The sequence below is a fragment of the Brevundimonas sp. BR2-1 genome (genome assembly GCF_037626195.1).
GTDB lineage: Bacteria > Pseudomonadota > Alphaproteobacteria > Caulobacterales > Caulobacteraceae > Brevundimonas.
Genome location: NZ_JARKMV010000001.1, coordinates 1,537,146 through 1,560,699, shown reverse-complemented (window position 1 = coordinate 1,560,699; position 23,554 = coordinate 1,537,146). Strand labels below are relative to the sequence as shown.

The following is a 23,554-nucleotide window of genomic DNA, read 5'->3' as shown; positions in this document are numbered from 1 at the left end:
AAGCGCGCCCAACGCCGCCGAACGCCTCCCCGCGTTCCACGAAGGATCCCGCATGACCCAAGCCGCGCCCAAGAAGGCCCCGACCAAAGTGGTTCTCGCCTATTCCGGCGGCCTCGACACCTCCATCATTCTGAAATGGTTGCAGACCGAATACGGCGCGGAGGTCGTCACCTTCACCGCCGACCTGGGTCAGGGCGAGGAACTGGCGCCGGCGCGCGAGAAGGCGCTGAAGATGGGCATCAAGCCCGAGAACATCTTCATCGACGACCTGCGCGAGGAGTTCGTGCGCGACTACGTCTTCCCCATGTTCCGGGCCAACGCCCTGTACGAGGGCCAGTATCTGCTCGGCACCTCGATCGCCCGTCCGCTGATCGCCAAACGCCAGATCGAGATCGCCCGTATGGTCGGCGCGGACGCCGTCTGTCACGGCGCCACCGGCAAGGGCAACGACCAGGTCCGGTTCGAGCTGGGCTACTATGCGCTGGAGCCCGACATCCGCGTCATCGCCCCGTGGCGCGAATGGGCGTTCAAGTCGCGCGAGCACCTGCTCGACTTCGCCGAGAAGCACCAGATCCCGATCGCCAAGGACAAGCGGGGCGAGGCTCCGTTCAGCGTTGACGCCAACCTTCTGCACTCGTCCAGCGAGGGCAAGGTGCTGGAGGACCCGTCGGTCGAGGCCCCCGAGTTCGTGCACCAGCGCACCCTGTCGCCCGAGGACGCGCCGGACGTCGCCACCGTCATCACCATCGGCTTCGAAAAGGGCGACCCCGTCTCGATCAACGGCGAGGCGATGTCGCCGGCTGCGCTGCTGACCGCCCTGAACCAGTACGGCCACGACAACGGAATCGGCCGCCTCGACCTGGTCGAGAACCGCTTCGTCGGCATGAAATCGCGCGGCGTCTATGAAACCCCCGGCGGGACCATCCTGCTGGCCGCCCACCGCGGCATCGAGTCGATCACCCTCGACGGCGGCGCCATGCATCTGAAGGACGAGCTGGCGGTCAAATACGCCCATCTCGTCTACAACGGCTTCTGGTTCTCGCCCGAGCGCGAGATGCTGCAGGCGGCCATCGACCATTCGCAGGCGAAGGTCTCGGGCACGGTCCGGGTCAAGCTCTACAAGGGCAACGCCACGGTCATCGGCCGCGAGAGCGCCGAGAGCCTGTACGATCAGGAACTGGTCACCTTCGAGGACGGCGCCGTCGCCTATGACCAGAAGGACGCCGCCGGCTTCATCAAGCTGAACGCCCTGCGTCTGCGTGTTCTGGGCAAGCGGGACGCGCGCGATCGGGACTAGTCGGGCCGGGCTATCCTGAGAATGGCCGCGCTGCGATCGTCCGCGATCCAGATCGAGCCGTCGCGCGCCACCGCGAGGCCGGCCGGGGACCCTTGCGGATGCCGGCCCGGCCGCACGTTCCAGCCCGGAGTCAGGATTTGGGCGCGCGGCGCGGGCGCATCGGCGGGATAGGGGCGGGACCCGCGCGGATAGATGGCGTAGTGCGCGCTGCGGTCGGTCAGCGGGGCGCCTGACGCGTCCGTCTCGATGACTGCGATCCGCCCGGCGGTGCGGCGATAGCCGTGCCAGCTCATCAGCATCCGCCCGCGCAACTCGGGGAACATAGCCCCGTCGTAATAGAGCATGGCCAGCGGCGCGGCGTGCGGCGGCAGCAGCGAGACCGGCGCCGTCCGTTCGCCGCAGCGCGCGGGCCGGGCGGTCCAGCCGGGCAGGGCGGTCGCCATGTCGGTGCAATAGGGCCAGCCGTAGTGGCCTCCCGGCGTCAGCCGGTTGATCTCGTCGAACGGCCGGTCGGGCGTCGTCAGATCGACGGAGTTCTCGGCCTGGAACACCGCGCCCGACGAATGCCGGACCATGGCCACCGAATTGCGCAGGCCGGCGGCGAACACCGTCCAGTCCCGGCTCCATCGGCCGGGCGCCGTGGCGGCGTAGCGCCGCACCATCGCCTGTTCAGCCGTCTCGGCGCACTGCCCGTGCGCTTCCGTGATGGGCGCGCCCGTCGCTGTCAGGCACCGGTCCGAGGGTGCTCCGACATTGACCAGCAGGGCCCCGTCGCCGTCGAACACAAAGCTGGAAAGGGGGTGCCGATTCTCATGCAGCCTGTTGTCCGGCAGGCCTTCGATCACGGCCACAGCCGCGTCCGGCCGGGCCGGGTCGAAGGCGAGGATGCGGCTCATCTCGGCGACATAGATCCGTCCGTCAGGGCCGCGCGCGATCGCGTGGGGCATCGACAGGCCGCGGATCAGTCGGACCCATCGCACGCCGCCGCCGTGCTGCGGCGACATCCGCCACACGGCGCCCCGGCCGGCGTCCCACGATCCCAGGTCGGTGACCAGCCAGTCGCCGCCGGGGAGTTCGAGCAGGCCGCGCGGCATCCGCGGCCCCGCGTCGCCCGCCCGCTGCCAAACCCGGCCCATGCAATAGCCGTCGGCCATCGCGACCAGTGTTCGAGGGCGGCCGCCGCACTCGCCCTGGACCGCATAGGCCCGTCCGGCGCCCTGCCCCGGGCCTTGGCCGGCGGCCGGAGCGGCGAGACCCGCGAGAAACAGTACGGCGAGGACGAGGCGGCGGATCATCGGCGGAACCCTTGAGACCTGACACGCTAGCCCGGACCGGGCTTTCGACAAATTCTCCCGGGCCGGCGCCTGTTGGCGGCGCACTGTGATAAGGAGCAGTCGCCTCTTCCCGCAGCAGGAACCCGTCATGCCTATCCGTTTGGTCCTCGCCGCATCGGCCGCCCTGGCCTTCGCCGCGCCCGCCCTCGCCCAGGTGCCCCCCGGCGCCCCGCCCGCGCCCGCGCCCGAGGCGGCGGCTGCCGAGGCCGAGGCCGCGTTCGAGGCCAAGGGTGAAGCCTTCGAGGCCGCCATCGAGTCCATGACCCGCGAAATGCAGGCCGCCGCGACCGCCGCCGGCGCCGACACGGCGAAGGCCAACGCCGATCTGGACGCCATCGCCGCCCGCTATCAGCCTCAGGCCGACGCCTTCGCGGACGATCTGGAGGCCTTCATCGCCTCGCAGCTGCCCTCGATGCCGGCCGAGGCCCAGGCCCAGATGGCCCAGATGGGTCCGATGCTCCGCGGCCAGATCACGGGCGTCCCCGCCGCCACCAAGGCCAGGGTGCTGCAGGCAGCCGCGAGTGCGGCCGCTCCGGCCACGCCGCAGTAAGTCGTTGAAACGAAAGGCGGCGGGTTCGGACCCGCCGCCTTACCGCGATTTCACTTGAGGCCGGACGGCATTGGGCGGATTTTGAGCTGCACGCCCATGGAGCCACCCGATGATCAAGGCCCTCTCCCTCGCCGCCGCCCTGGCCCTCCTGCCCCTGTCGACCGCCGTCGCCGCTGAAGTGCGCGGCCCGTCCGAAGACGCCCTTGAAGCCGCCGCTGAAGCCTTCGAGGCTCGGATGGAGTCCTTCGGCGAGCGCGCCGAGGCCATCGGCGAGGACAAGAGCCTCACCGAGACCCAGCGCGAGCTACGCATCGCCGCCCTGTGGACCGAGTATCAGCCTGACGTGACCGCGTTCACTGAGGTCGCGGCCCGGCACGCTTCGGCCATCGCCGCCGAGGCCCTGGCCAATATCGACATCGACGCCATTGTCACCGAGGCCCTGACCGAGGTTCAGGCTTCGGGCGCCCTGGCCGCCGCGCAGGGCATCGCCAGCAACGGCGCCTGGGCCTCGAACGACCCGGAACACATGGCCACCTACGGCCTGATGGCGGAATACGCCGTCGGCGAAGCCCTGGACTCCATGGACGAAGTCGAGGTCCACATCGCCGAGGCCAACACCGCGGTCGCCGAGGCCATCGCGGAGGCCAACGCCGAGGCCGCCCAGCCTGAGAAGTCCGACGAGGACTGACCGGGAGGGGCCGGAGCGCCGGCGCAACACCTCTCCCTCGACCCGCGCCCGCCGCGCCGGCCGGGCTTGACCGTGGCCGGCGACTGCCGGACAGGACGGCATGGCCAGCCTGCCCGTTGATCCGCACCTGTATCTGACCTTCCTGGGGGTCATGATGGTGATGGCGATCACCCCGGGGCCCGCCAACGTCTTCTCGGTCGCAAACGGCGTCCAGCGCGGCAAGGCCGGGGCGCTGCTGGGCGTGGTCGGCATGAATGCGGCCACCCTCGTCTGGTTCGGCGCTGCGGCCCTGGGCCTGGGCGCCCTGGTGGTGGCCTTTCCCCAGGTCTTCCGGCTGATCTCGATCGGCGGCGCCCTCTATGTGGCGTGGCTGGGGATCAAGGCCATGCGCGGCGCCTTCCGCACCGCGGCCGATCCCGACGCGCCCACCGTCCAGATGGGACGCAGCGCCCTGGTCGACGGCTTCATGGTCCAGATCGCCAATCCCAAGGCGGTGCTGTTCTTTACCGCCGTCCTGCCGCCCTTCCTCGATGTGAACCGTCCGGCGGCGCCCCAACTGGCCCTGTTCGCCCTCGCCACGATCGGCATGGACGTGCTGACCATGTCCGCCTACGGTCTGGGTGGGGCGGCCCTCGCGCGGCGCATGGGCGAGCCGCGTTTCCGCACGGGGTTCGCGCTCATGACCGGCGTTCTTCTTCTGAGTGCATCGATCCTTATTGTTACGCGTTTATAAGGGCTTGTGTCAGGGCGGAACGACGCTGTTCATGTCCCGTTCAGCAGGCAGGGCGCGTCATGTCGCGTCAAGGAGAGTTCCCATGAGATATCGGTTCCTCAGGCCCGTGCTTCTGGCGGCGACGGCGGCTCTGGCCCTGTCCGCCTGCGCCACGGCCACCCCCTATGGCCCGGCCGGCGAAGGCAGCCGCTACGGCTATTCCGAACAGCGTGTCGACGCCGACCGGTATCGCGTCAGCTTCTCGGGCAATTCCGTGACCTCACGCGAACAGGTCGAGATGGGCCTGTTGCTGCGCGCGGCCGAGGTCACCCGCGAGAACGGCTACGACTGGTTCGCCACCGTCAATCGCGCCGTCGACCGCGACGTGCGTCTGCAAGCCACTCCCGATCCCTTTTATTATGACCGGTACAGCCCCTTCTGGGGTCCGTCGTGGCGCTACTACCGCCGCGGCTACTGGAGCCCGTGGGGCGACCCCTTCTGGGGCAGCCGCGACTTCGACGTGCGCGAGATCGACCGTTTCGAGGCCACGGCCGAGATCGTCATGGGCCGCGGCGCCAAGCCGGCCGGCGATCCGAACGCCTTCGACGCCGGCGAAGTGATCTCCAACCTCGGCCCGCGCGTCACCCGGCCGATGTGATGCCTGACCTCCCCGCGGCGGCGGGGAGGGTTCAGCCCACGCGCGGCGACTTGAGCCGGCGCTTGTTGACGTGGGTCTCGGGCGCCGTGCCGAGATCCTCGGGGATCTCGCCCTTGAAATAGTAGCGCTGCCACGCCTCCTTGGCCGCGTCGGGATCGCCGGAGGCCAGCCGTTTGTTGAAATCGGTGCGGGCCCGGTTCCAGGCCTCGAACTGGCCGTGCATGACCGGATTGGATTCCAGCGAGCGGATCACCGGCTGCATGGTTTCGACCTTGCGGTGCTCGATCGGGGTGATGAAGCAGAAGGGCTCGCCCTTCTCGAACTTCACCCGGCCCGGACGGGTGAACAGCCAGTTCATGGTGAAGGGGAAGGGCAGCCAGTCGGTCTCGATCAGCCCGACCAGAGGCTGGATGCCGTCCTTCATATGGTTGGGCGACCCGCCAGCCAGCAGGCCCCAGCCCGGAGGCGTGCGGAACAGATACTGCGGATGCATGGTCAGAACCCCGCGCGAGAAATGCGAGGTCACGACATGGGTCAGGTCGGCATTGTGTCGTTCAGGCGTGATGACGATGTCCGCCTGACTGGGGCCGCCGTTCCATTCGGCGGTGAAGGTCAGCGGGCACAGGATCTCCCAGCCCGTGGTGTTGGCCATGTTCAGCGGCAGGCAGCGATAGGGATGCCGGCTGGCGAAGGCGTCCATCCAGTTGCGCGACTGCCGGCCGGGCACCAGGTCCGGCGGCGTTTGCGTCATCGGATAGCATTCGAGTTCCACGACGATCTCCGGGCGACTAGGCGGGGCAGATCATCTTCCCTAGCTTCGGCGGATGACCGAAGACAAGCCGACGCCGCCTCCCGCCTTCAACCGCGACCGCCTTCTGGCGTGGATGGCCGACAAGGGCGTTGATCAAACGACCCGGGACCACCCCGCCGTCTTCCGCGTCGAGGAAGGGCTGGAGCTCAAGGCCGCCATGCCCGGCGCCCACACCAAGAACCTGTTTCTCAAGGACAAGAAGGGCCGTCTGTGGCTGATCTCCGCCCGTCAGGACACGGTCGTCGATCTGAAGCGCGCGCCCAGGACCATCGGCTCGGACAAGCTGTCCTTCGGCGCCGAGGCCCTGCTGTACGAGACGCTGGGCGTGCGCGGCGGGTCGGTCACCGCCCTGGGGCTGATCAACGATCCGGACCGGCGGGTGACCTTCGTCCTCGACAAGGCCCTGTGGGACGCCGACATCGTCAACTTCCACCCCCTGACCAATACGGCGACGACAGCGCTGGCGCAGGCGGCGTTCCGGCGGTTCCTGTCGCTGATCGGGCGCGAGCCGATGGTGGTGGATTTCGCCCGGCTGGGCGAATGACCTAGGCCGCCGTTCCCCGGGACCGCAACGACAGGCAGTAGAGGAAGGTCACGGCTATCCCGGCGATCACCGCGCCGCATCCGACAATCAACGCCACCTCAAGCGGGGCGAAGGCCCAGAGCGCCGCATAGATCAGTCCGCTCAGCGCCATCGACCAGCCGGCGACCCGGGTGGCCTGGCGGGCGCGGGCGCTCGGGACGAACGCCTTGGGCATCCGGTTTCCGAACCAGGCGACCATCAGTCCGATGGCGGTCAGGACGATGCGGGTGGTCGTATCGGCGTCGATATAGCCCTGCTGCCGCGCGAAACTCGCGACGAGGCCCAGGCCGATCAGGCCGCCGGCCCAGGCGAGGCTTCCAACCAGATCCTTGTTCATTTCGCAGTCTCCTTTTTGGGCCCAGGCGTTTCCGCGCCGAGGTTGAATGAACCGACGAAGCCCAGCAGCGCCTCTTCCAGCACCGAGAGCTTCAGGTGATAGATGACGGACTTGCCGGCCTTCTCGGCGTGCACCAGATCGGCCTCCTTCAGCACCGCGAAATGCGCCGACATCGTCGGTTTGGAGACGTCGAACTGATCGCTCAGATCTCCTGCGCTCATCGGCCCGTTCTGCAGCAGTTGCAGAACGCGGCGCCGCGTCGGATCGGAAAGGGCCTTGAAAACCTGACTCATGATGAGACAATTAGCTAATCGTCGAAATGAGTCAAGGACGTTCTATCCCGGCGCGACTGATGCTAGAGGCGGCGCGTCTCCCCGACCCCCACGCCAGATACGGACGCCGCCATGCCCGCCGCTCCCGATTTTCCTCCCGCGCCCGACCGCGTGGCGCCGATGCGCGCCCTGATCTCCCTGTCCGACAAGACCGGACTGGAGGAGGCCGCCCGCACCCTGCACGACCTCGGCGTCGAACTGGTCTCGACGGGCGGCACCCGCGCCGCCATCGCCGGCTTCGGCGTGCCGGTGAAGGACGTCGCCGATCTGACCGGCTTCCCCGAGATGATGGACGGCCGGGTCAAGACCCTGCACCCCGTGGTCCACGGCGGCCTGCTGGGCGTGCGCGGCGCGGCCGACCACGCCGAGGCCATGACCACCCACAACATCGGCCCGATCGATATCGTCTGGGTCGACCTCTATCCGTTCGAGGCCACGGTGGCGTCCGGCGGCGGTTTCGACGCCGTGGTCGAGAACATCGACATCGGCGGCCCGGCCATGATCCGTTCCGGCTCCAAGAACCACGGCTATGTCGCCGTCTGCGTCGACCAGACCTCCGTCGCCGAACTGCTGGAGGCGCTGAAGACCGAGGGGGCGACCACGCTTGAGCTTCGCAAACGCCTCGCCGCCCGCGCCTTCGCCCGCACCGCCGCCTATGACGCCGCCGTCTCGGGCTGGTTCGCCGGTCAGGTCGAGGACGCCGCCCCCGCGCGCAAATCCATCGCCGGCTCCCTGGCCCAGACCCTGCGCTACGGCGAGAACCCGCATCAGACCGGCGCCTTCTACCGCACGGGTGATGCGCGCCCCGGCGTCGCCCACGCCCGCCAGCTGCAGGGCAAGGAGCTGGGCTACAACAACATCGCCGACGCCGACGCCGCATACGAACTGGTCGCGGAGTTCGAGGCCCCCGCCTGCGTCATCGTCAAACACGCCAACCCCTGCGGTGTCGCTGTGGGCGCCGACCTGTCGACCGCCTATGCCCGCGCGCTGGAATGCGACGCCGTCTCGGCCTTCGGCGGCGTGGTCGCAGTCAACCGGCCCCTCTCGGGCGCGGATGCGAAACTGATCACCGACATCTTCACCGAGGTGGTCATCGCCCCCGGCGCCGACGAGGAGGCGCAAGCCATCTTCGCCGCCAAGAAGAACCTGCGCCTGCTGCTGACCGACGGCCTGCCCGACCCGCTGGCGGCCGGCGAGGTGTTCCGCTCGGTGGCCGGCGGCTTTCTGGTCCAGTCGCGCGACCGCAGCCGCATCGCCCCCGCCGACCTGAAGATCGTCACCCGCCGCCAGCCGACGCCGCAGGAGATCGAGGACATGCTGTTCGCCTTCACCGTGGCCAAGCACGTCAAGTCGAACGCCATTGTCTATGCGAAGGACGGACAGACCGCCGGCATCGGCGCCGGCCAGATGAATCGCCGCGACTCGGCCCGCATCGCCGCCATCCGCGCCCGCGAAGCCGGCGAGGCCAAGGGCCTGGCCCATTCGCTGGCCCAAGGCAGCGCCTGCGCCTCCGAAGCCTTCTTCCCCTTCGCCGACGGTCTGCTGGAAGCGGTCGCGGCCGGGGCGACGGCGGTGATCCAGCCCGGCGGTTCGATCCGCGACGACGAGGTCATCGCCGCCGCCGACGAGGCCGGCGTGGCCATGGCCTTTACGGGAGTGCGGGTCTTCCGGCACTAACGGGCGGCCGGATACGGATTGCGCCCTGACGGGCTCCTTCCAATCTTGGCCATATGCAGAACCGACCGACCTCCCTTCCGGATCGCGCCCGCAAATGGGTCCGTCGCCAGACCGCCCGGATGCGGCTGGCGAGGCGGGTCAGGGCCCGCTGGCTCGCCCGGGCGGAATACGAGGCGGCAGTCCGCAATAGGCACAGGCCTCCGAGGCGGCGCGACGGTTCGGTGGATTGGGCCGCCATCGACGACTACGTCCTGCTGTCGAACTCGGCGTATTTTGACATGCCGTGGACGCTGAAGGACCTCATGGCCGGGCCGATGGCCCGGTTCATCGAGCTGGGCGAGGACACCTCGGTCAACATCCGCGTCCGCGCCCGGCAGATGGAGTTCGCCCGGGGCGTGGCGGCCGGCTTCAGGCGCCGCCGCGCCCGCTCCGAGGAAAAGAAGCGTCTGGTCGACGCCACGATCATGGCCGAGCTGGAACGCCGCTTCGGGCCGCAAGGGTCTGACGGACGATATCTGATCGATGTCTATCTCGGAAAAAGCGATCACAACGGCTAGGCTGTCCGGCATGGATACTCTCGCCGACCGCTGGGCTCGCCTGGAACCTCATGCCCTCGTGGTCGGCCCGGATGACGACCGGCCGCGTCCGACCGTGATCCTGTTCCACGGCTGCGGGGGTCTGCGCGACCACCTGCCGCGCTATGCCGCGGCGGCCGTCGCAGCTGGCTGGCGGGCGGTCATCGTCGATTCCTACAGGCCGCGCGGCTGGAGCCGCCAGTTCGCCATGGCCATGGTTTGCACCGGTGTCCTGCTGCACGGCTCGCAGCGGGCCGGCGACGTGCTGGCGGCGCTGTACGGCGTGTCCCAACGGCGTGACGTGGACGCCTCGAAGATCGTTCTGGCCGGCTGGAGCCACGGCGGCTGGGGCATCATGGAGGCGATGAGCTCGCCGCGCGGGCGGCGCATGCTCGGCGTCGAGGATCCCGGCGCGGTTTCTCTCGACGGCGTGATCGGCGCCTATCTGGCCTATCCCTACGTCGGCATCGGCGCAGTCAACCGGATGCGGCCGTGGACCCATTGCCCGAAGACCCTGGCCGTCATCTCGCGCACCGACCACCTGACCACGGTCCGCAACGCCGAACGGGTGCATGACATGGTCCGGCGCTGCGGAGCCGATGTCGAGACCTGGATCGCCGACGGCACCCATTCCTTCGACGAGCCCATGACCGCGCCGCCGATGCGCTACCACCCGGACCTTGCCGAGGAGGCGGTGCGGCGGTTCACGGCCCTTCTGAACGACGTCGCCGTGGCGCCGAAGGTCTAGCGCGGCTCGACCGTCACCTCGGCGCGGATCGAATTGGCGATGTAGCAGGCCTCATGCGCCCGGTGATGCAGCACCTCCAGCGCCGCCGCGTCTGGCCGGGTCTCGCCCGAGAAGACGACTGCGGGCCGCAGCGTCACCTCGGTGATCGAGATCTTGCCGCGCTCGTCCTTGCCCAGACGGCCCACGGCGTCGTCGCTGTAGCGGTCGACCACGAAGCCGGCCTTGCCCGCATAGGCGAGGAAAAACAACATGTGGCAGCTGGACACCGCCGCCACCAGCGCCTCTTCGGGGTCCACGGCCGCCGCGTCCGACATCGGCTCCGGCACGCTGGACGGAGCCGAGGAGCCCCGAACCACCGCCCCGCCGTCGAACCGCCAGTCGTGGGCGCGGGAATAGCGGTTGTCGCTGAAGGGCTGGCCGCCCCGGCTCCATTCCACGGTCGCGACATGTTCGCTCATCGGGGGTCTCCATCCTGGCCAATGACTGAACCGTGTAGCTCCCCAGGACCCCGAACCCAAGCCTGCGCCTTGCTCCCGCCCCCGACCCGCCTTATCCCGCTGACATGGCCGCGCCCCTGATCTGCCCCTCGATCCTCGCCAGCGACTTCGCCCGTCTGGGCGAGGAGGTCCGCGCCCTCGACGCCGCCGGCGCCGACTGGATCCACGTCGACGTCATGGACGGGCATTTCGTCCCCAACATCACCATCGGCCCCGATGTGGTGAAGGCCCTGCGGCCGCATACGGCCCTGCCGTTCGATGTCCACCTGATGGTCGCCCCGGTCGATCCCTGGCTGGAGGCCTACCGCGAGGCCGGCGCCGACATCCTGACCGTCCATCCCGAGAGCGGGCCGCACCTGCACCGCACCCTTGGCCGCATCCGCCAGCTGGGCGCGAAAGCCGGCGTGGTCCTGAACCCCGGCACCTCGCTGAGCGTGCTCGACGACGTGGTCGAGCTGGTCGATCTGGTCCTGCTGATGTCGGTCAATCCGGGCTTCGGCGGCCAGTCCTTCATCGACACCACCCTGCGCAAGATCGGAAAGGCCCGCGCCATCCTCGACGCCGCCGGCTCGAAGGCGCACCTGCAGGTCGACGGCGGAGTCACCGCCGCCAACGCCGGCGCCTGCGTCGCCGCCGGGGCCGACGCCCTGGTCGCCGGCACGGCCGTCTTCCGCGGCGGGCCTTCCGCCTATGCCGCCAACATCCAGGCCCTGAAGGCAGCGTGAGCCCTCCCGGACCCTTCGCCCGCCCCGAAGCCGACGGTCCCGCGCCCGGAGAAATCCCCGGTCTGCGCGGGGCCCCGATGCGGACTCCCGTCAAGACCACCGGCGTCTCCAGCGGCCCCGGCCTGTGGCCGGCCGTCATCGGCCGGCTGCTGACCCGCCAGCTGTGGATCGAGCTCTATGGCCTGCCGGGCTACAGCCTGACCCTCAAGGGGCGTCCGGCCCTGGGCTTCGCGGCCACCCCGCGCGACTTCCGCCCCGTCGATCCGGTTCAGGGCAAGACGGTTCTGGGCGGGAAATTCACCCTCGCCGGATCCAGCCTCGAGGCCGGCGCCCCCGAGGATCCGTGGAACCGGCCCAGCCCGACCCGCGCCTTCGCCGTCGAACTGCACAGCTTCGCCTGGCTGCCGTCCCTTATGCTTCAGGGCGAACGCGGCGCGCGCGAGGCCGTGCGCCTGACCCTGGCCTGGGCCGACGCCTTCTCGCGCTGGTCGCCCTTCGCCTGGGGCCCGGACATCCTCGCCCGCCGCGCCATTCATCTGTCCTGCGCCGCCCGCCGCATGGGGCAGGTCGCTACCGAGGCCGAGCGGGTCCGACTGGCCGACATTCTCGGCCGTCAGGGCCGCCAGCTGCTGCGCCCGCCGGGCGGCCTGGCCGGCAAGGCCGAGCGCCTCACCGCCGCCGCCATCGTCGGCTGCACCCTCGCCGGCGCGCCGGGCGTCGCCCTGCGCCGCTCGGCCCTGAACGGCCTGCCCGGCGCCCTCGACCGCACCGTCGGCCCCGACGGCGGCCACGCCACCCGCAGCCCGGAAGCCGGGCTGGAACTCCTGCTCGACCTGCTGACGCTCGACGACGCCCTGTCGCAGGTTTCAGACGCCGCGCCGGACGCCGTTCGCGCCGCCATCCAGCGCCTGACCCGCGCCCTGCGCCTGCAGACCCTGCCCGACGGCCGGCTGATCGCCATGCAGGGCGGCGGTCCCTCGACCGCAGCCCGCGTCGCCGCCGCCCGTGTCCATGACGAAACCCATCCGGACGCCGCGGGCGGAACCGTCGCCGGGATCACCCGCATCCGCAGCCCGCTTCTGACCATCGCCGCCGACGTCGCCGCCCCGGCCCGCGGCGCCTGGTCGGCCGCCGCCTGCGCCCAGCCGATGGCGCTGGAGATCGTCTGCGGCAAGGACCGGCTGGTCACCGGCTGCGGCTGGACCCCGCGCGCCGCCGACCGTCAGGGCCTGCGCCTCGCGCCCGGCCATTCGACCCTGACCCTTGGAGACGGCTCGACCGGAGAGCCCCTCGGCGGCTGGAAAGGGGATCTGCTGGACCACCGTCTGGTGGGCCGGCCGCTGCACGTCGTGGTCGATCAGCGCGACGGCGAGGGCGCGGTCTGGCTGGAGGTCGAGCACGACGGCTGGGTCCACGACTACGGCCTGCTGCACCAGCGCCGCCTGTATCTGGACCAGCGGCTCGACGAATTGCGCGCCGAGGAGCGGCTGCACCCCGCCCCGGGCCAGAAGGACGTCGTCCGCGCCATCGCCGCCCCCTATGCCGTGCGTTTCCAGCTCGAGCCCGGCGTCCAGGCCTCGCTGGCCCGCGACCGCCGCTCCATCCTGCTGCGCGGCCATTCGGGCCGCGGCTGGTGGTTCCGCACCGACGGACCCGACGTGGCCATCGAGCCCTCGGTGCACATCGACGAGGGCCTGACCCGGCGCTCGCTGCAGATCGTGGTGCGCGGCTCGGCCCGCACCGATTCCGAAACCAAGATCCGCTGGAAGTTGAGCCCCGCCGGGGCGGGCGGCGATCCCACCTGACCGCCCTTGAGGCGAAGGGTCGTCGCGACCATCTGTTTGCTGCCGCGTTACGCCTATCCGACCACAGGACAAACCATGAGCCTCGCCGACCCCACCGCCCTGCCTGACGACCTGATCAAGGACGGCTCGGACGCCGGCTTCATGACCGACGTCATCGAGGCGTCGAGGACCCAGCCGGTGCTGGTCGATTTCTGGGCCACATGGTGCGGACCCTGCCGGACCCTGACGCCGATGATCGAAAAGGCCGTCCGCGCCGCCGGCGGGGCGGTGAAACTGGTCAAGATCGATGTCGACAAGAACCCGGCCTATGCGGGCCAGCTGCGCGTCCAGTCGATCCCCACCGTCTACGCCTTCGTCAACGGCCAGCCGGTCGACGGCTTCCAGGGCGCCGTGCCGGACAGCCAGCTCAAGGCCTTCATTGACAAGCTGACGGGGGGCGAAAGCGGCAACTCCGACATCGAACAGCTGCTGTCGCTGGGCGAGGAATCGCTGTCGCTGAACGACCTCGGCGGCGCGGCCCAGGCCTTCGCCCAGTTGCTGACCATCGAGCCCGGCAACGAAAAGGCCATCGCCGGCATGGCCCGCGTCTATCTGGCCGATGGCGACGCCGACCAGGCCCGACAGACCATCGCCATGGCCCCGCAGGACTCGAAGGAGCCCACGGTCCAGAGCGTCCGCGCCCAGCTGGCCCTCGCCTCGGCCGCCCCGACCGGCGCGGCGTCCGAACTGGAAGCCAGGGTCGCCGCCAACCCCGCAGACCATCAGGCCCGCTACGACCTGTCGCTGGCCCAGGCCTCGGCCGGCGATCTGAAGGGCGCGGTCGACAGCCTGCTGGCCATCGTCGCCGCCGACCGCGAATGGAACGACCAGGCCGCCCGCAAACAGCTGCTGGTCGTCTTCGACGCCGCGGGCGGAGCCTCCGACATCGCACGGGATGGCCGCCGCCGCCTGTCCTCCATCCTGTTCGCATAGGAGGTCCCGGATGGCGCAGGGATATGTGAAGGCCGCCGACCTGCCGCAGGTGATCCCCGTCTTCCCGCTCCCGGGCGCCATCCTGCTGCCGCGCGGCCAGCTGCCGCTGAACATCTTCGAACCGCGCTATCTGAACATGGTCGATGACGCGATGGCCGGCGACCGCATCATCGGCATGCTCCAGCCCCAGGCCGGTCCGGCCCGCCTGCCCAATCTGTCGCCCGTCGGCTGCGCCGGGCGGATCACCAGTTTCGCCGAGACCTCGGACGGCCGCTATCTGATCACCCTCACCGGCTGCGCCCGCTTTCGTCTGGCCAGCGAACTGCCGGTCCAGACCCCCTACCGCCAGATCCGCGCCGACTTCGCCCCGTTCGAGGACGATCTGACCGCCCCGCCGGTCGACGACATCGGCCTGGACCGCGACGGTCTGCTGGACGCCCTGCGCGCCTATCTGGAGACGCGCGGCCTCGACATCGACTGGGACACCGCCGAAACCGCTCCGCCCGAGGCCCTGGTCAACAGCCTGTCCATGGCCCTGCCGTTCGAACCGTCCGAGAAACAGGCCCTGCTGGAAGCGCCCGGCCTGATCGACCGCTCGGGCGTGCTGACCGCCCTGCTGACCATCGACGCCGCCAGCGACGGCGAGGGCGACACCCCGCAGATGCAGTGATGGTCGCACCCGAGTAGCGCCGCCCGCGAGCGACCTCTAGAAAGCTTCCATGTCCGATACCTTCCACACCCCCGCCTCGGTCGATCCCCGCCTGCTGGAGGTGCTGGTCTGCCCGGTCACGCGCGGCAGGCTGACCTATGACCGCGAGCGGCAGGAGCTGGTCTCGAAAGGCGCGAAACTGGCCTATCCGATCCGCGACGGCGTGCCGATCATGCTGCCGGAAGAGGCGCGGACGCTGGATTAGACCGCTTCGCCCCTGAGCAGTTTCGGCAAATCTCCCGTCGCCCCGCCGGCCTCGTGCATGAAGGCCCGCCGCAACGGCGCAATCCGGTTGACCGCCGCTATGCCCAGACCGCGCGCCAGCCGCACCGGCGGCGCGTCGTTCGAGAACAGCCGCACGAAGCCGTCGAAACCCGCCGCCAGCGCGGTGTTGTCGAACCGCCGCCAGCGGGCGTAGCGGTCCAGCACCGTCTCCGAGCCGATGTCCTCGCCCAGCCTCATGGCCTCGACCAGCACCTCCGCCAGGGCGGCGGCGTCCTTCAGTCCCATGTTCAGCCCCTGTCCCGCCACCGGATGCACCGCGTGGGCGGCGTCGCCGATCAGGGCGGTGCGGGGTGCGGTCATCGCCTCGGCCAGCTGCAGCGACAGCGGATAGACGAAGCGTGGCCCGACCACCGTCACATCCTCCAGGAAGTCCCCGAACCGCCGCATCAGATGCGACTGGAAGGCGGCGTCCGACGCGGCCTTCAACGCTTCGGCGCGGCGCGTCGTCTCGGTCCACACCAGACTGGCCCGCTGTTCGGTCAGGGGCAGGATGGCGAACGGGCCCGCCGGAAGGAAATACTCATGCGCCACATTGCCGTGGTCCCGGCCCAGGGACACGGTCGCCACGACGCCGCTTTGGCCATAGCCCCAGCCGACCGTGTCGATCCCGGCGGCTTGTCTCACCCGTGAGCCGCGGCCCTCCGCCCCGACCACCAGCGGGGCCTCCAGCCGCGCGCCATCGGCGAGCGTCACCACGGTCCGCGCCGGTCCGGCCTCCACGGCCGCGACCGATGCGGGCGCCCGGACCTCGATCCCGGCGGCCATGACGGCCTCGGCCAGTGCGATCCGGATGCGCCGGTTCTCGACCATATAGCCGAGCGGCTCCCCGTCGGTGCGGTCGCCGATCTCGTCCGCGTCAAAGCGCAGGAAGGCCGAACCCGCCGGCCGCGAGGCCGCCCCCGGCCGCCGCCCGTCGGTGACCAGAATCCGGTCCATCCGGCAGGCGTGCGGACGCAGGGCCGCGCCCACGCCCAGCGCGTCCAGCATGCGGAAGGTCGAAAAGGCGATGGCCGTCGACCGGCCGTCGAACACCGGCGCCAGCTGCAGGGAGAAGGGCTGCGGATCAACCAGCACGACCTTCAGCCCGCCCTGGGCCGCCGCCAGTCCGAAGGTCGCCCCGACCAGCCCCGCGCCGGCGACGATAAGGTCATAGTGTTCTGTATCGGCCATCCTCCCTTGTCGCGCCGTGATTGAGCGAGGTCAAAGCCCCGTCGCGACTGCGGCGCTATGGCTCAGGCTGGAGGCTGGCGATGAAACGGCGGGACTTGCTCCTTGGGGGCGGCGCGATCGCTCTGGCGAGCGGCGCCGGACTCGTCGGTTGGCGCGCCGCGACGGGCTCAGCAGGCGACTACGACCGCTATTCGGACCGGCTGCGCGCGGCCCTGCCGCCCGATCCGGCGACAGCCGATCTGATCCGGTACGCGACCCTGGCCGCGAACGGCCACAACACCCAGCCCTGGCGGTTCCGGATCGAGGGCGGGACGATCGACATCCTGCCCGATCTTTCGCGGCGCACCCCCGTGGTCGACCCGGACGACCATCATCTGTTCGTCAGCCTCGGCTGCGCGGCGGAAAATCTGCGCATCGCCGCGATCGCGACGGGGCGGCCCGGAGCCCTGTCCTCGGACGGATCGGGCGCCCGATTTGTCATGGAGGCTGGGCCGGAGCGAGCCGACCCGTTGTTCGCCGCCATCCCCGCGCGCCGCTGCAGCCGGACGCTGTACGACGGCCGGCCCGTGGCGAATCGCGACCTCGAAACCCTGCGGCGGGCCGCGGACACGCCCGGCGTGCGGATGATCCTGCTGACTGACCGGCCGCGCATCGATCAGGCGCGGGATCTCGTCGTCGCCGGCAATGAGGCGCAGATGACCGATCCGGCCTTCATGGCCGAGCTGAAGCGGTGGCTCCGGTTCAATCCAGCCGACGCCATGCGGACCGGCGACGGCCTGTACTCGGCGTCGAGCGGCAATCCCATCCTGCCTGCCAGCTTGGGCGGAATCGCCTTCGACCGCTTCTTCGGCGCGGCGGCGGAGAACGAGCGCTACGCCCGACAGATCGGGTCCTCGTCCGGTCTGGCGGTGTTTCTGGCGGAGCGCGCGGATCCGGCGCACTGGATGACGGTCGGGCGCGCCTGCCAGCGATTCATGCTGGCCGCCACCGCCCTGGATCTCCGCTGCGCCTTCGTCAACCAGCCGGTCGAGGTGGCCGGGCTGAGGCCGGCGCTCGCGGCGCTTGTCGGGGAGGCCGGGCTGCGGCCTGATCTTGTGCTGCGCTTCGGTTGGGGCCCGGTTCTGCCGTTCTCTCCCCGCAGACCGGTTGCGTCCGTGATCGTGTGACCCCTTCGCAGAGCCCTCTGGTAAATGACCCCTTAACCCTGCCGGGGTGACAACAGCGGGTCTGTTCGACCGTCCGGAGTTTCGTCCCCGCCATGTCCGCCGCCCTCGCCATCGGCCAGCGCGCCTGGTTCGGCGCCCGCATCCTGTGGGGCGCGCCCATCGCGATCAAATTCCGCGGCGTGCTGCAGGCCCTGCTGGCGGCCCTGCTGCTGGCGGCGCTGATCTCGTGGAATCCGGCCGATCCCAGCCTGAACGCCGCCTCGGATCTGGCCCCGACCAACTGGCTGGGCCTGAACGGCGCCCTGTTCGCCGACCTGTTCATGCAGTCGCTGGGCATGGCCGCCTTCCCGGCCGCCCTGTTGCTGATCGCCTTCGGACTGGCCTCCGCCATAGGCGACGTCATCCAGCAAAGATTGAAGCCGACGCCCCTGAAGGCCCTCTCGGCAGCTGGCGGCGTCCTGGCCCTGTCCGCCGCCCTGTCGGCCCTGACCGCGCCGGCCGCATGGCCGCTGGCCGCCGGCCTCGGCGGCCTGTGGGGCGACGCCATCGTGGGACTGATCCGTATGGCGTGCACGGCGCTGCGCATTCCCGGCGCCCCGATCATCGCCGGCGTCATCTTCTTCCCCGTCGCCCTGTGGGCCATCGGCTACGCTATCGGCCTGAGGACGTCCGATCTCGGCGATGCCCTCGTCTGGGCCCGCAGCGGCCGCGCCATGGCCCCGGCCCCGGCGAAAGCCCGCCGCGCCGCCGCCGCCAAGGCCCCGCCCCGTCCGCGTCCGGCCCCCGAACCCGACGACTACGCCCCCTTGAGCCTCGCTCCGGAAGAAGAGTCCCCGCCGTGGGACGCCCCTGTCCCCGCCCGCGGCGCGCCCGAGCCCAAGGTCGCCGCCGCCAAGGCCCCGAAGGCCTCGAAACGCGAGCTCGACGACAACCAGGCCGCCTTCGACTTCGCCCGGCCTTCCGGCGGCTTCGACCTGCCGCCGCTGGGCATGCTGACCAAGCCCGCCAAACGCGTCGCCTCGGTCGACGAGGAGGCGCTGAAACAGAACGCCAAGATGCTGGAAGGCGTGCTGCAGGAGTTCGGCGTGCGCGGCGTCATCGACCAGATCCGCCCCGGCCCCGTCGTCACCCTGTACGAACTGGTCCCGGCGCCCGGCGTGAAGCACGGCCGCGTCGTGGCCCTGTCTGACGACATCGCCCGCTCCATGTCGGCCCGCGCCTGCCGCATCTCGGTCGTGCCGGGCCGCAACGCCATCGGCATCGAACTGCCCAACGCCCGGCGCGAGACCGTCTATCTGCGCGACCTGCTGGCCTCCACCGAATACGACAAGCCCGCCCACCTGCTGCCGCTGGCGCTGGGCGAAACCATCGGCGGCGAGCCCTATGTCGCCGACCTGGCGCGCATGCCCCACCTGCTGATCGCCGGGACCACGGGCTCGGGCAAGTCGGTCGGGGTCAACGCGATGATCCTGTCGATCCTCTACCGGCTGACCCCCGCCGAATGCCGCTTCATCATGATCGACCCCAAGATGCTGGAGCTGTCGGTCTATGACGGCATCCCGCACCTGCTGGCCCCGGTCGTCACCGATCCCAAGAAGGCCGTCGTCGCGCTGAAATGGACCGTGCGCGAGATGGAGGACCGCTATCGCCGCATGTCCAAGCTCGGCGTGCGCAACATCGCCTCCTACAACGAGCGCGCCCGCGAGGCCGTGGCCAAGGGCGAGCATTTCGAACGCACGGTCCAGACCGGCTTCGACGACCAGGGCCGCCCGGTCTACGAATCCGAGAAGATCCGCCCCGAACCCATGCCCTTCCTCGTCGTGGTCATGGACGAGATGGCCGACCTGATGCTGGTCGCCGGCAAGGACGTCGAGGGCGCCGTCCAGCGTCTGGCCCAGATGGCCCGCGCCGCCGGCATCCATCTGATCATGGCCACCCAGCGCCCGTCGGTGGACGTCATCACCGGCACCATCAAGGCCAACTTCCCGACCCGGATCAGCTTCCAGGTCACCTCCAAGATCGACAGCCGCACCATCCTCGGCGAACAGGGCGGCGAGCAGCTGCTGGGGCAGGGCGACATGCTCTACATGGCCGGCGGCGGCCGCATCACCCGCCTGCACGGCCCGTTCGTGACCGATCAGGAGGTCGACGAGGTCTGCAAACACCTGCGCTCCCAGGCCGAGCCCGACTATCTGGACCTGATCACCGACGATCCGGACGGCGACGGCGACAGCGCCTTCGACGACGAGGGCGGCGGGTCAGGAGACGACCTCTACGACCGCGCCGTGGCCGTGGTCACGCGCGACCGCAAGGCCTCGACCAGCTACATCCAGCGCCGCCTGCAAATCGGCTACAACCGCGCCGCCTCGCTGATCGAACGGATGGAGCAGGAAGGCGTCGTCAGCCAGGCCAACCACGCCGGCAAGCGCGACATCCTCGCCGGCCCGCCGCCAATGTAGCGATCGCCGCCAGGCGCCCTCCATGGACGCGATACGATGGCCCTCGCCGGTTGGCGGCGCCGGAGAAGCGATGAAACTGTCCGAATTGTCCGAAGTACCCACGAGTTTTCATCGGACATTTTCGTCGCTCGCCGCAACGGAGAGGCCCTGTCCGCGTTCGTCCGGACCGCCGTCCGCCTGTTGATCCTGAACAGGGCTTCATCGCAGCGCCGGAATATGGTCAGGCTCGGGTCATGCCCCCGCCTTTCGCAGTCCGTATGACGGCATGATCGAAAACCATCCCGAACGGGAGAAGACCCTATGACCGTCTCACGCCGCGCCTTCGCTTTCGGAACCGCCGCCATCACGGCCTTCGCCGCCCTGCCGGCCGCCGCCCAGGCCGGCCTGTCGGCGGAAGACCGCGCCGTCGTGGCCCAGGCGCAGGCGTATCTGCAGGGCCTGACCTCGGCCCAGGGCAATTTCGTCGAGACCTCGGGCGCGCAACGCCGCGAGGGCCGTTTCTGGATCCAGCGCCCCGGGAAGATGCGCTTCGAATACACCAACCCCGCCGGCCTGCTGGTCGTGTCGGACGGCTCGAACGTCAAACGCTACGATCCGCGCCTGAACGTCTTCCGTCAGGTGCCCCTGGGCTCCACGCCCCTGTCGACCTTCCTCGCCCGCACCGTGCGTCTCGACCAGGGCGTGCGCATCGACCGCGTGACCCGCATGGCCTCGGGCGCCTTCGCCATCACCGCCCGCGATAACCGCCGTCCCAACGACGGTTCTGTCATCCTGTCCTTCGCCGGTTCGCCCCTGCGGCTGCACGAGTGGACCATCACGGATGCGCAAGGCGGCCGCACCCGCACCCAGCTGACCTCGCTGCAGCCGGCCCCCGGCCTGGCGGCCAGCCTGTTCCGGCTCGACGATCCGACCCGCCGCCCGCGCCGCGGATAATTCCCGCTCCGGGCGAGTTGACTTTTTTCGTCCGCCGTGGCACTTTCGCAACAGGTCGGCGGGAGCCGACCCGACCGCTATGGATTTCATCCCCTTCCCGGCGGCGAGAGACGAACCTTCCAGCGCCCGATCCCCCCGATCGGGCGCTTTTTTATTGGGCGACAGAGTCGCCCTCGGGGCGCTACCGCTCGCCGCGCGGCGGCTCGCTGCTTGATCGCGGTGTGCAGGACGCTTCGGGCTGCTAGAGCCATCCCATGCTTCGCATCGCCACCTGGAACATCAACTCCGTCCGCCTGCGCATCGATCAGGTCGCCCGCTTCGTCGAGGAGAGCGGAACCGACGTCCTGTGCCTGCAGGAGATCAAATGCCTCGAGGACCAATTCCCGCGCGCCGCCTTCGAGGCCATGGGCATGCCCCATCTGAAGATCGGCGGCCAGAAGGGCTGGCACGGCGTCGCCATCGCCAGCCGCAAGCCAATCGCGGCGGCCCCTGCGCTGGACGTCTGCCGTGAGAAGCACGCCCGCTGCGTCGGGATCGTGGTCGACGACGTCGAGATCCAGAATTTCTACATCCCGGCCGGAGGCGACATCGCCGACCGGGCCGTGAACCCGAAATTCGATCACAAGATGGACTTCTACGAGCGGCTCACCGCCGAGATGGCGGGGCGCGACAGACAGCGCCCGCTGGTGCTGGCGGGCGATTTCAACATCGCGCCGGGCGAGAACGACGTCTGGAACCACCGCTACATGTCGAAGATCGTCAGCCACACCCCGCTGGAGGTGGAGACCCTGCGCCGCCTCCAGGCCGCCGGCGGTTTCGCCGATGTGGTGCGGGACCAGATTCCCGAGCCGCAGAAACTGGCCAGCTGGTGGAGCTATCGCGCCGCCGACTTCCGCAAGTCCAACCGCGGCCTTCGCCTCGACCACATCTGGACCTCGCCCGGCCTGACGCCTGCGGTGACGCCCGGCACGGCCCGGATCCACGACACGGTCCGCGAATGGACCCAGCCCAGCGACCATGCCCCGGTCACCGTGGATCTGGACCTCTAGAAGGGGAAGAAGATCGGGATGGCGACCATGGCCGCCGCCCAGGTGATCAGATTCAGCGGCACGCCCACCCGTACGAAATCCATGTAGCTGTAGGCGCCCATCTGGAAGACCAGCACATTGGTCTGGTACCCGAACGGGGTGGCGAAGGCGGCCGAGGCCGCCATCATCACGCAGACCAGGAAGGGACGGGGATCGACGCCGAGGCTCTCGGCCAGGGCTACGGCGATCGGGGTGATGAGCACCGCCACCGTGGCGTTGGACAGCAGCTCGGTGGCGAACAGGGTCACGCCATAGAGGATGATCAGCGCGACGAGCGGTCCGAACGGACGGATCACCCCGATCAGCATCTCGGCCCCGATGGCCGCCAGGCCAGTGACCTCGATGGCGACACCGACGACCACCATGCCGGCGATCAGCAACAGGATCTCGGGCCGCAGGCCGGCATAGGCCTCTTCCGGAGTGATAACCCTGAGCAGGATCAGGGCGACGGCGCCGGCGAAGGCCGCGGCGGCGATGGGGACCAGGCCGAGCCCGGCGGCGGCCACCACCCCCAGGAACACCCCGAGCGCGATCAGAGCGCGGCGCAGTTCGAACGCCCGGTCTGCGGCTCCGAACAGGGCGACGTCGCCGAGATGGGCGTCGCCGGAGCCGTCGTCGTTGGCGCGCGCCTCGCCGAGGCGCGGAAGGTTGAACGGCAGGATCCGCCGCCGCCGCGCCAGGACCGCCTCGGCCGCCTGGCGCCGCGCCTCTTCCATCTCCGCCAGTCGCGCCTGCTCCGCCTCGTCAGCCTCGACGCTGCGGCCCAGCTGGCGCGCGCCGACGAAATACAGCCACAGCCCGCCGACGACGGCGATGCTCAGGCCTACGGGCGTGATCTCGAACAGGCTGAACACGGGCTGTCCGGCGTTGCGGGCCATGTCGTTGACCAGCAGATTGGTGGAGGTGCCGATCAGCGTCATCAGCCCGCCCAGCACCGAAACGTGGCTGAGCGGCATCAGGAAGCGTTTGGGCGACAGTTTCAGCGATTGGGCGACGTCCCGGATCACCGGCGCCGCCAGCACCACCACCGGCGTGTTGTTGAGAAAGCCGCCGAGGACGCCGCACATGCCGATCACCGCCCAGACCCCGATCGACCCGACCCGCGACGCCAGCTTCGTCGCCTGCCGGATCATCAGGCCCAGCAGGCCGGACAGTTCGATGGCGTAGGCGATCACGAACAGGCCCGCCAGGGCGATGACAGCGGGGCTGGCGAACGCGCCCTGCACCTCGACAGGTCGCACCACGCCCAGCAGCAAAAGGGCCGCAGCCCCCGTCAAGGCCACCACGTCGGCCCTCACCCGGCCGTGCACCAGCACGCCCACCACCGCCGTCAGCACCACCAGGGCCGCGATCTGATCGAAGGTCATGGAACGGCGCGGGCCCCCGGCGGCTTTCTGAAAGGGCCCTGCAGCGCCCCCTGTCCAAGCGGACGATATGCTAGGG

25 protein-coding genes are annotated in these 23,554 nt (G+C 69.9%); 18 read left to right on the top strand and 7 right to left on the bottom strand.

The genetic code is table 11. The features are described 5' to 3' along the window. Window positions 1-52: 52 nt before the first annotated feature. Complete coding sequence (locus BrevBR_RS07840; protein WP_332640280.1) at window positions 53-1,297, top strand: argininosuccinate synthase; 1,245 nt, start codon at window positions 53-55, stop codon at window positions 1,295-1,297. Here the strand turns inward: BrevBR_RS07840 and BrevBR_RS07835 are convergent. Then, window positions 1,294-2,592 carry a PQQ-dependent sugar dehydrogenase gene (locus BrevBR_RS07835; RefSeq protein ID WP_340000515.1) on the bottom strand — a complete coding sequence of 433 codons (1,299 nt, stop codon included), beginning with the start codon at window positions 2,590-2,592 and terminating at the stop codon, window positions 1,294-1,296. The two genes, BrevBR_RS07840 and BrevBR_RS07835, sit on opposite strands and share 4 nt — an antisense overlap. Window positions 2,593-2,719: 127 nt before the next feature. Between BrevBR_RS07835 and BrevBR_RS07830 the strand changes: the two genes are divergently transcribed. From BrevBR_RS07830 to BrevBR_RS07815, 4 genes are all read left to right on the top strand, one after another. After that, window positions 2,720-3,181 carry a translation initiation factor IF-2 gene (locus tag BrevBR_RS07830; protein WP_332640278.1) on the top strand — a complete coding sequence of 154 codons (462 nt, stop codon included), beginning with the start codon at window positions 2,720-2,722 and terminating at the stop codon, window positions 3,179-3,181. Window positions 3,182-3,290: 109 nt separating this feature from the next. Next, on the top strand, window positions 3,291-3,869 hold the full coding sequence (locus BrevBR_RS07825; RefSeq protein WP_340000514.1) for a hypothetical protein: 579 nt from the start codon (window positions 3,291-3,293) through the stop codon (window positions 3,867-3,869). 100 nt (window positions 3,870-3,969) lie between these two features. Next, window positions 3,970-4,602: a LysE family translocator gene (locus BrevBR_RS07820; RefSeq protein ID WP_332640276.1), complete on the top strand. Its 633-nt coding sequence runs from the start codon at window positions 3,970-3,972 to the stop codon at window positions 4,600-4,602. Between the two features lie 82 nt (window positions 4,603-4,684). Further along, entirely contained in the window at window positions 4,685-5,239 is a 555-nt protein-coding gene (locus BrevBR_RS07815; RefSeq protein ID WP_340000513.1) for a CC0125/CC1285 family lipoprotein, read from the top strand. A 31-nt stretch (window positions 5,240-5,270) separates the two neighbouring features. Here the strand turns inward: BrevBR_RS07815 and BrevBR_RS07810 are convergent, their stop codons facing one another. After that, complete coding sequence (locus BrevBR_RS07810) at window positions 5,271-6,011, bottom strand: DUF6065 family protein (RefSeq protein WP_332640274.1); 741 nt, start codon at window positions 6,009-6,011, stop codon at window positions 5,271-5,273. Between the two features lie 52 nt (window positions 6,012-6,063). On the opposite strand from BrevBR_RS07810, the gene BrevBR_RS07805 reads away from it, so the two are divergent. Beyond that, a complete protein-coding gene (locus BrevBR_RS07805; protein ID WP_442881326.1) occupies window positions 6,064-6,594 on the top strand; it encodes a prolyl-tRNA synthetase associated domain-containing protein in 531 nt (176 codons plus the stop codon). Window position 6,595: 1 nt separating this feature from the next. Here BrevBR_RS07805 and BrevBR_RS07800 read toward each other — a convergent pair whose 3' ends face one another. Beyond that, window positions 6,596-6,970, bottom strand: a complete 375-nt coding sequence (locus BrevBR_RS07800; protein ID WP_332640273.1) for an ammonium transporter — start codon at window positions 6,968-6,970, stop codon at window positions 6,596-6,598. Further along, on the bottom strand, window positions 6,967-7,263 hold the full coding sequence (locus BrevBR_RS07795) for an autorepressor SdpR family transcription factor (protein ID WP_332640272.1): 297 nt from the start codon (window positions 7,261-7,263) through the stop codon (window positions 6,967-6,969). The genes BrevBR_RS07800 and BrevBR_RS07795 overlap by 4 nt, the downstream gene beginning before the upstream one ends. A gap of 111 nt (window positions 7,264-7,374) precedes the next feature. Between BrevBR_RS07795 and purH the strand changes: the two genes are divergently transcribed. Genes purH through BrevBR_RS07780 form a run of 3 tightly spaced genes read left to right on the top strand, consistent with a single transcriptional unit; the run spans window position 7,375 to window position 10,302 of the window. Further along, window positions 7,375-8,979, top strand: a complete 1,605-nt coding sequence (purH, locus tag BrevBR_RS07790; protein WP_340000512.1) for a bifunctional phosphoribosylaminoimidazolecarboxamide formyltransferase/IMP cyclohydrolase — start codon at window positions 7,375-7,377, stop codon at window positions 8,977-8,979. A 53-nt stretch (window positions 8,980-9,032) separates the two neighbouring features. Further along, complete coding sequence (locus BrevBR_RS07785) at window positions 9,033-9,536, top strand: hypothetical protein (protein WP_340000511.1); 504 nt, start codon at window positions 9,033-9,035, stop codon at window positions 9,534-9,536. A gap of 10 nt (window positions 9,537-9,546) precedes the next feature. Then, window positions 9,547-10,302, top strand: coding sequence for a dienelactone hydrolase family protein (locus tag BrevBR_RS07780; RefSeq protein ID WP_340000510.1), 756 nt, complete (start codon window positions 9,547-9,549; stop codon window positions 10,300-10,302). Here the strand turns inward: BrevBR_RS07780 and BrevBR_RS07775 are convergent. Further along, a complete protein-coding gene (locus BrevBR_RS07775) occupies window positions 10,299-10,760 on the bottom strand; it encodes an OsmC family protein (protein ID WP_340000509.1) in 462 nt (153 codons plus the stop codon). The two genes, BrevBR_RS07780 and BrevBR_RS07775, sit on opposite strands and share 4 nt — an antisense overlap. A gap of 104 nt (window positions 10,761-10,864) precedes the next feature. Here BrevBR_RS07775 and rpe point away from each other — a divergent pair, with 104 nt between their 5' ends. The 5 genes from rpe (at window position 10,865) to BrevBR_RS07750 (ending at window position 15,215) form a co-directional block, all read left to right on the top strand. Continuing rightward, window positions 10,865-11,524 carry a ribulose-phosphate 3-epimerase gene (gene rpe, locus BrevBR_RS07770; RefSeq protein ID WP_340000508.1) on the top strand — a complete coding sequence of 220 codons (660 nt, stop codon included), beginning with the start codon at window positions 10,865-10,867 and terminating at the stop codon, window positions 11,522-11,524. Continuing rightward, complete coding sequence (locus BrevBR_RS07765; protein WP_340000507.1) at window positions 11,521-13,329, top strand: heparinase II/III family protein; 1,809 nt, start codon at window positions 11,521-11,523, stop codon at window positions 13,327-13,329. Before rpe ends, BrevBR_RS07765 begins: the two co-directional genes overlap by 4 nt. A gap of 75 nt (window positions 13,330-13,404) precedes the next feature. After that, complete coding sequence (gene trxA / locus BrevBR_RS07760; protein ID WP_340000506.1) at window positions 13,405-14,301, top strand: thioredoxin; 897 nt, start codon at window positions 13,405-13,407, stop codon at window positions 14,299-14,301. A 10-nt stretch (window positions 14,302-14,311) separates the two neighbouring features. After that, window positions 14,312-14,971 carry an LON peptidase substrate-binding domain-containing protein gene (locus BrevBR_RS07755; RefSeq protein ID WP_332640264.1) on the top strand — a complete coding sequence of 220 codons (660 nt, stop codon included), beginning with the start codon at window positions 14,312-14,314 and terminating at the stop codon, window positions 14,969-14,971. Between the two features lie 49 nt (window positions 14,972-15,020). Further along, window positions 15,021-15,215: a Trm112 family protein gene (locus tag BrevBR_RS07750; protein WP_332640263.1), complete on the top strand. Its 195-nt coding sequence runs from the start codon at window positions 15,021-15,023 to the stop codon at window positions 15,213-15,215. Here BrevBR_RS07750 and BrevBR_RS07745 read toward each other — a convergent pair. Further along, complete coding sequence (locus BrevBR_RS07745) at window positions 15,212-16,465, bottom strand: UbiH/UbiF/VisC/COQ6 family ubiquinone biosynthesis hydroxylase (RefSeq protein WP_340000505.1); 1,254 nt, start codon at window positions 16,463-16,465, stop codon at window positions 15,212-15,214. The genes BrevBR_RS07750 and BrevBR_RS07745 overlap by 4 nt on opposite strands. 80 nt (window positions 16,466-16,545) lie before the next feature. Between BrevBR_RS07745 and BrevBR_RS07740 the strand changes: the two genes are divergently transcribed. The 4 genes from BrevBR_RS07740 to BrevBR_RS07725 all read left to right on the top strand — a co-directional run bounded on the left by BrevBR_RS07740 (window position 16,546) and on the right by BrevBR_RS07725 (window position 22,072). After that, window positions 16,546-17,631, top strand: a complete 1,086-nt coding sequence (locus BrevBR_RS07740) for an Acg family FMN-binding oxidoreductase (RefSeq protein ID WP_340000504.1) — start codon at window positions 16,546-16,548, stop codon at window positions 17,629-17,631. 92 nt (window positions 17,632-17,723) lie between these two features. Then, window positions 17,724-20,090: an FtsK/SpoIIIE family DNA translocase gene (locus BrevBR_RS07735; protein WP_340000503.1), complete on the top strand. Its 2,367-nt coding sequence runs from the start codon at window positions 17,724-17,726 to the stop codon at window positions 20,088-20,090. Window positions 20,091-20,390: 300 nt separating this feature from the next. Beyond that, the gene (locus BrevBR_RS07730; RefSeq protein WP_332640259.1) at window positions 20,391-21,023 is read left to right on the top strand and encodes a LolA family protein; all 633 of its coding nucleotides are present in this window, start codon (window positions 20,391-20,393) and stop codon (window positions 21,021-21,023) included. 254 nt (window positions 21,024-21,277) lie between these two features. After that, window positions 21,278-22,072: an exodeoxyribonuclease III gene (locus BrevBR_RS07725; RefSeq protein ID WP_340000502.1), complete on the top strand. Its 795-nt coding sequence runs from the start codon at window positions 21,278-21,280 to the stop codon at window positions 22,070-22,072. On the opposite strand, the gene BrevBR_RS07720 is transcribed toward BrevBR_RS07725, so the two are convergent. Beyond that, a complete protein-coding gene (locus tag BrevBR_RS07720; protein ID WP_340000500.1) occupies window positions 22,069-23,478 on the bottom strand; it encodes an SLC13 family permease in 1,410 nt (469 codons plus the stop codon). The genes BrevBR_RS07725 and BrevBR_RS07720 overlap by 4 nt on opposite strands. Between the last annotated feature and the right edge of the window lie 76 nt (window positions 23,479-23,554).

Bases quoted from the DNA above. Each gene is read 5' to 3' on its own strand.
- BrevBR_RS07745 (WP_340000505.1), bottom strand. From the start codon at position 16,465: ATGGCCGATACAGAACACTATGACCTTATCGTCGCCGGCGCGGGGCTG.
- BrevBR_RS07780 (WP_340000510.1), top strand. From the start codon at position 9,547: ATGGATACTCTCGCCGACCGCTGGGCTCGCCTGGAACCTCATGCCCTC.
- BrevBR_RS07730 (WP_332640259.1), top strand. From the start codon at position 20,391: ATGACCGTCTCACGCCGCGCCTTCGCTTTCGGAACCGCCGCCATCACG.
- BrevBR_RS07740 (WP_340000504.1), top strand. From the start codon at position 16,546: ATGAAACGGCGGGACTTGCTCCTTGGGGGCGGCGCGATCGCTCTGGCG.
- purH (WP_340000512.1), top strand. From the start codon at position 7,375: ATGCCCGCCGCTCCCGATTTTCCTCCCGCGCCCGACCGCGTGGCGCCG.
- BrevBR_RS07835 (WP_340000515.1), bottom strand. From the start codon at position 2,592: ATGATCCGCCGCCTCGTCCTCGCCGTACTGTTTCTCGCGGGTCTCGCC.
- trxA (WP_340000506.1), top strand. From the start codon at position 13,405: ATGAGCCTCGCCGACCCCACCGCCCTGCCTGACGACCTGATCAAGGAC.
- BrevBR_RS07755 (WP_332640264.1), top strand. From the start codon at position 14,312: ATGGCGCAGGGATATGTGAAGGCCGCCGACCTGCCGCAGGTGATCCCC.
- BrevBR_RS07800 (WP_332640273.1), bottom strand. From the start codon at position 6,970: ATGAACAAGGATCTGGTTGGAAGCCTCGCCTGGGCCGGCGGCCTGATC.
- BrevBR_RS07725 (WP_340000502.1), top strand. From the start codon at position 21,278: ATGCTTCGCATCGCCACCTGGAACATCAACTCCGTCCGCCTGCGCATC.
- BrevBR_RS07750 (WP_332640263.1), top strand. From the start codon at position 15,021: ATGTCCGATACCTTCCACACCCCCGCCTCGGTCGATCCCCGCCTGCTG.
- BrevBR_RS07720 (WP_340000500.1), bottom strand. From the start codon at position 23,478: ATGACCTTCGATCAGATCGCGGCCCTGGTGGTGCTGACGGCGGTGGTG.
- BrevBR_RS07795 (WP_332640272.1), bottom strand. From the start codon at position 7,263: ATGAGTCAGGTTTTCAAGGCCCTTTCCGATCCGACGCGGCGCCGCGTT.
- BrevBR_RS07815 (WP_340000513.1), top strand. From the start codon at position 4,685: ATGAGATATCGGTTCCTCAGGCCCGTGCTTCTGGCGGCGACGGCGGCT.
- BrevBR_RS07830 (WP_332640278.1), top strand. From the start codon at position 2,720: ATGCCTATCCGTTTGGTCCTCGCCGCATCGGCCGCCCTGGCCTTCGCC.
- BrevBR_RS07785 (WP_340000511.1), top strand. From the start codon at position 9,033: ATGCAGAACCGACCGACCTCCCTTCCGGATCGCGCCCGCAAATGGGTC.
- BrevBR_RS07805 (WP_442881326.1), top strand. From the start codon at position 6,064: ATGACCGAAGACAAGCCGACGCCGCCTCCCGCCTTCAACCGCGACCGC.
- rpe (WP_340000508.1), top strand. From the start codon at position 10,865: ATGGCCGCGCCCCTGATCTGCCCCTCGATCCTCGCCAGCGACTTCGCC.
- BrevBR_RS07735 (WP_340000503.1), top strand. From the start codon at position 17,724: ATGTCCGCCGCCCTCGCCATCGGCCAGCGCGCCTGGTTCGGCGCCCGC.
- BrevBR_RS07775 (WP_340000509.1), bottom strand. From the start codon at position 10,760: ATGAGCGAACATGTCGCGACCGTGGAATGGAGCCGGGGCGGCCAGCCC.
- BrevBR_RS07825 (WP_340000514.1), top strand. From the start codon at position 3,291: ATGATCAAGGCCCTCTCCCTCGCCGCCGCCCTGGCCCTCCTGCCCCTG.
- BrevBR_RS07820 (WP_332640276.1), top strand. From the start codon at position 3,970: ATGGCCAGCCTGCCCGTTGATCCGCACCTGTATCTGACCTTCCTGGGG.
- BrevBR_RS07840 (WP_332640280.1), top strand. From the start codon at position 53: ATGACCCAAGCCGCGCCCAAGAAGGCCCCGACCAAAGTGGTTCTCGCC.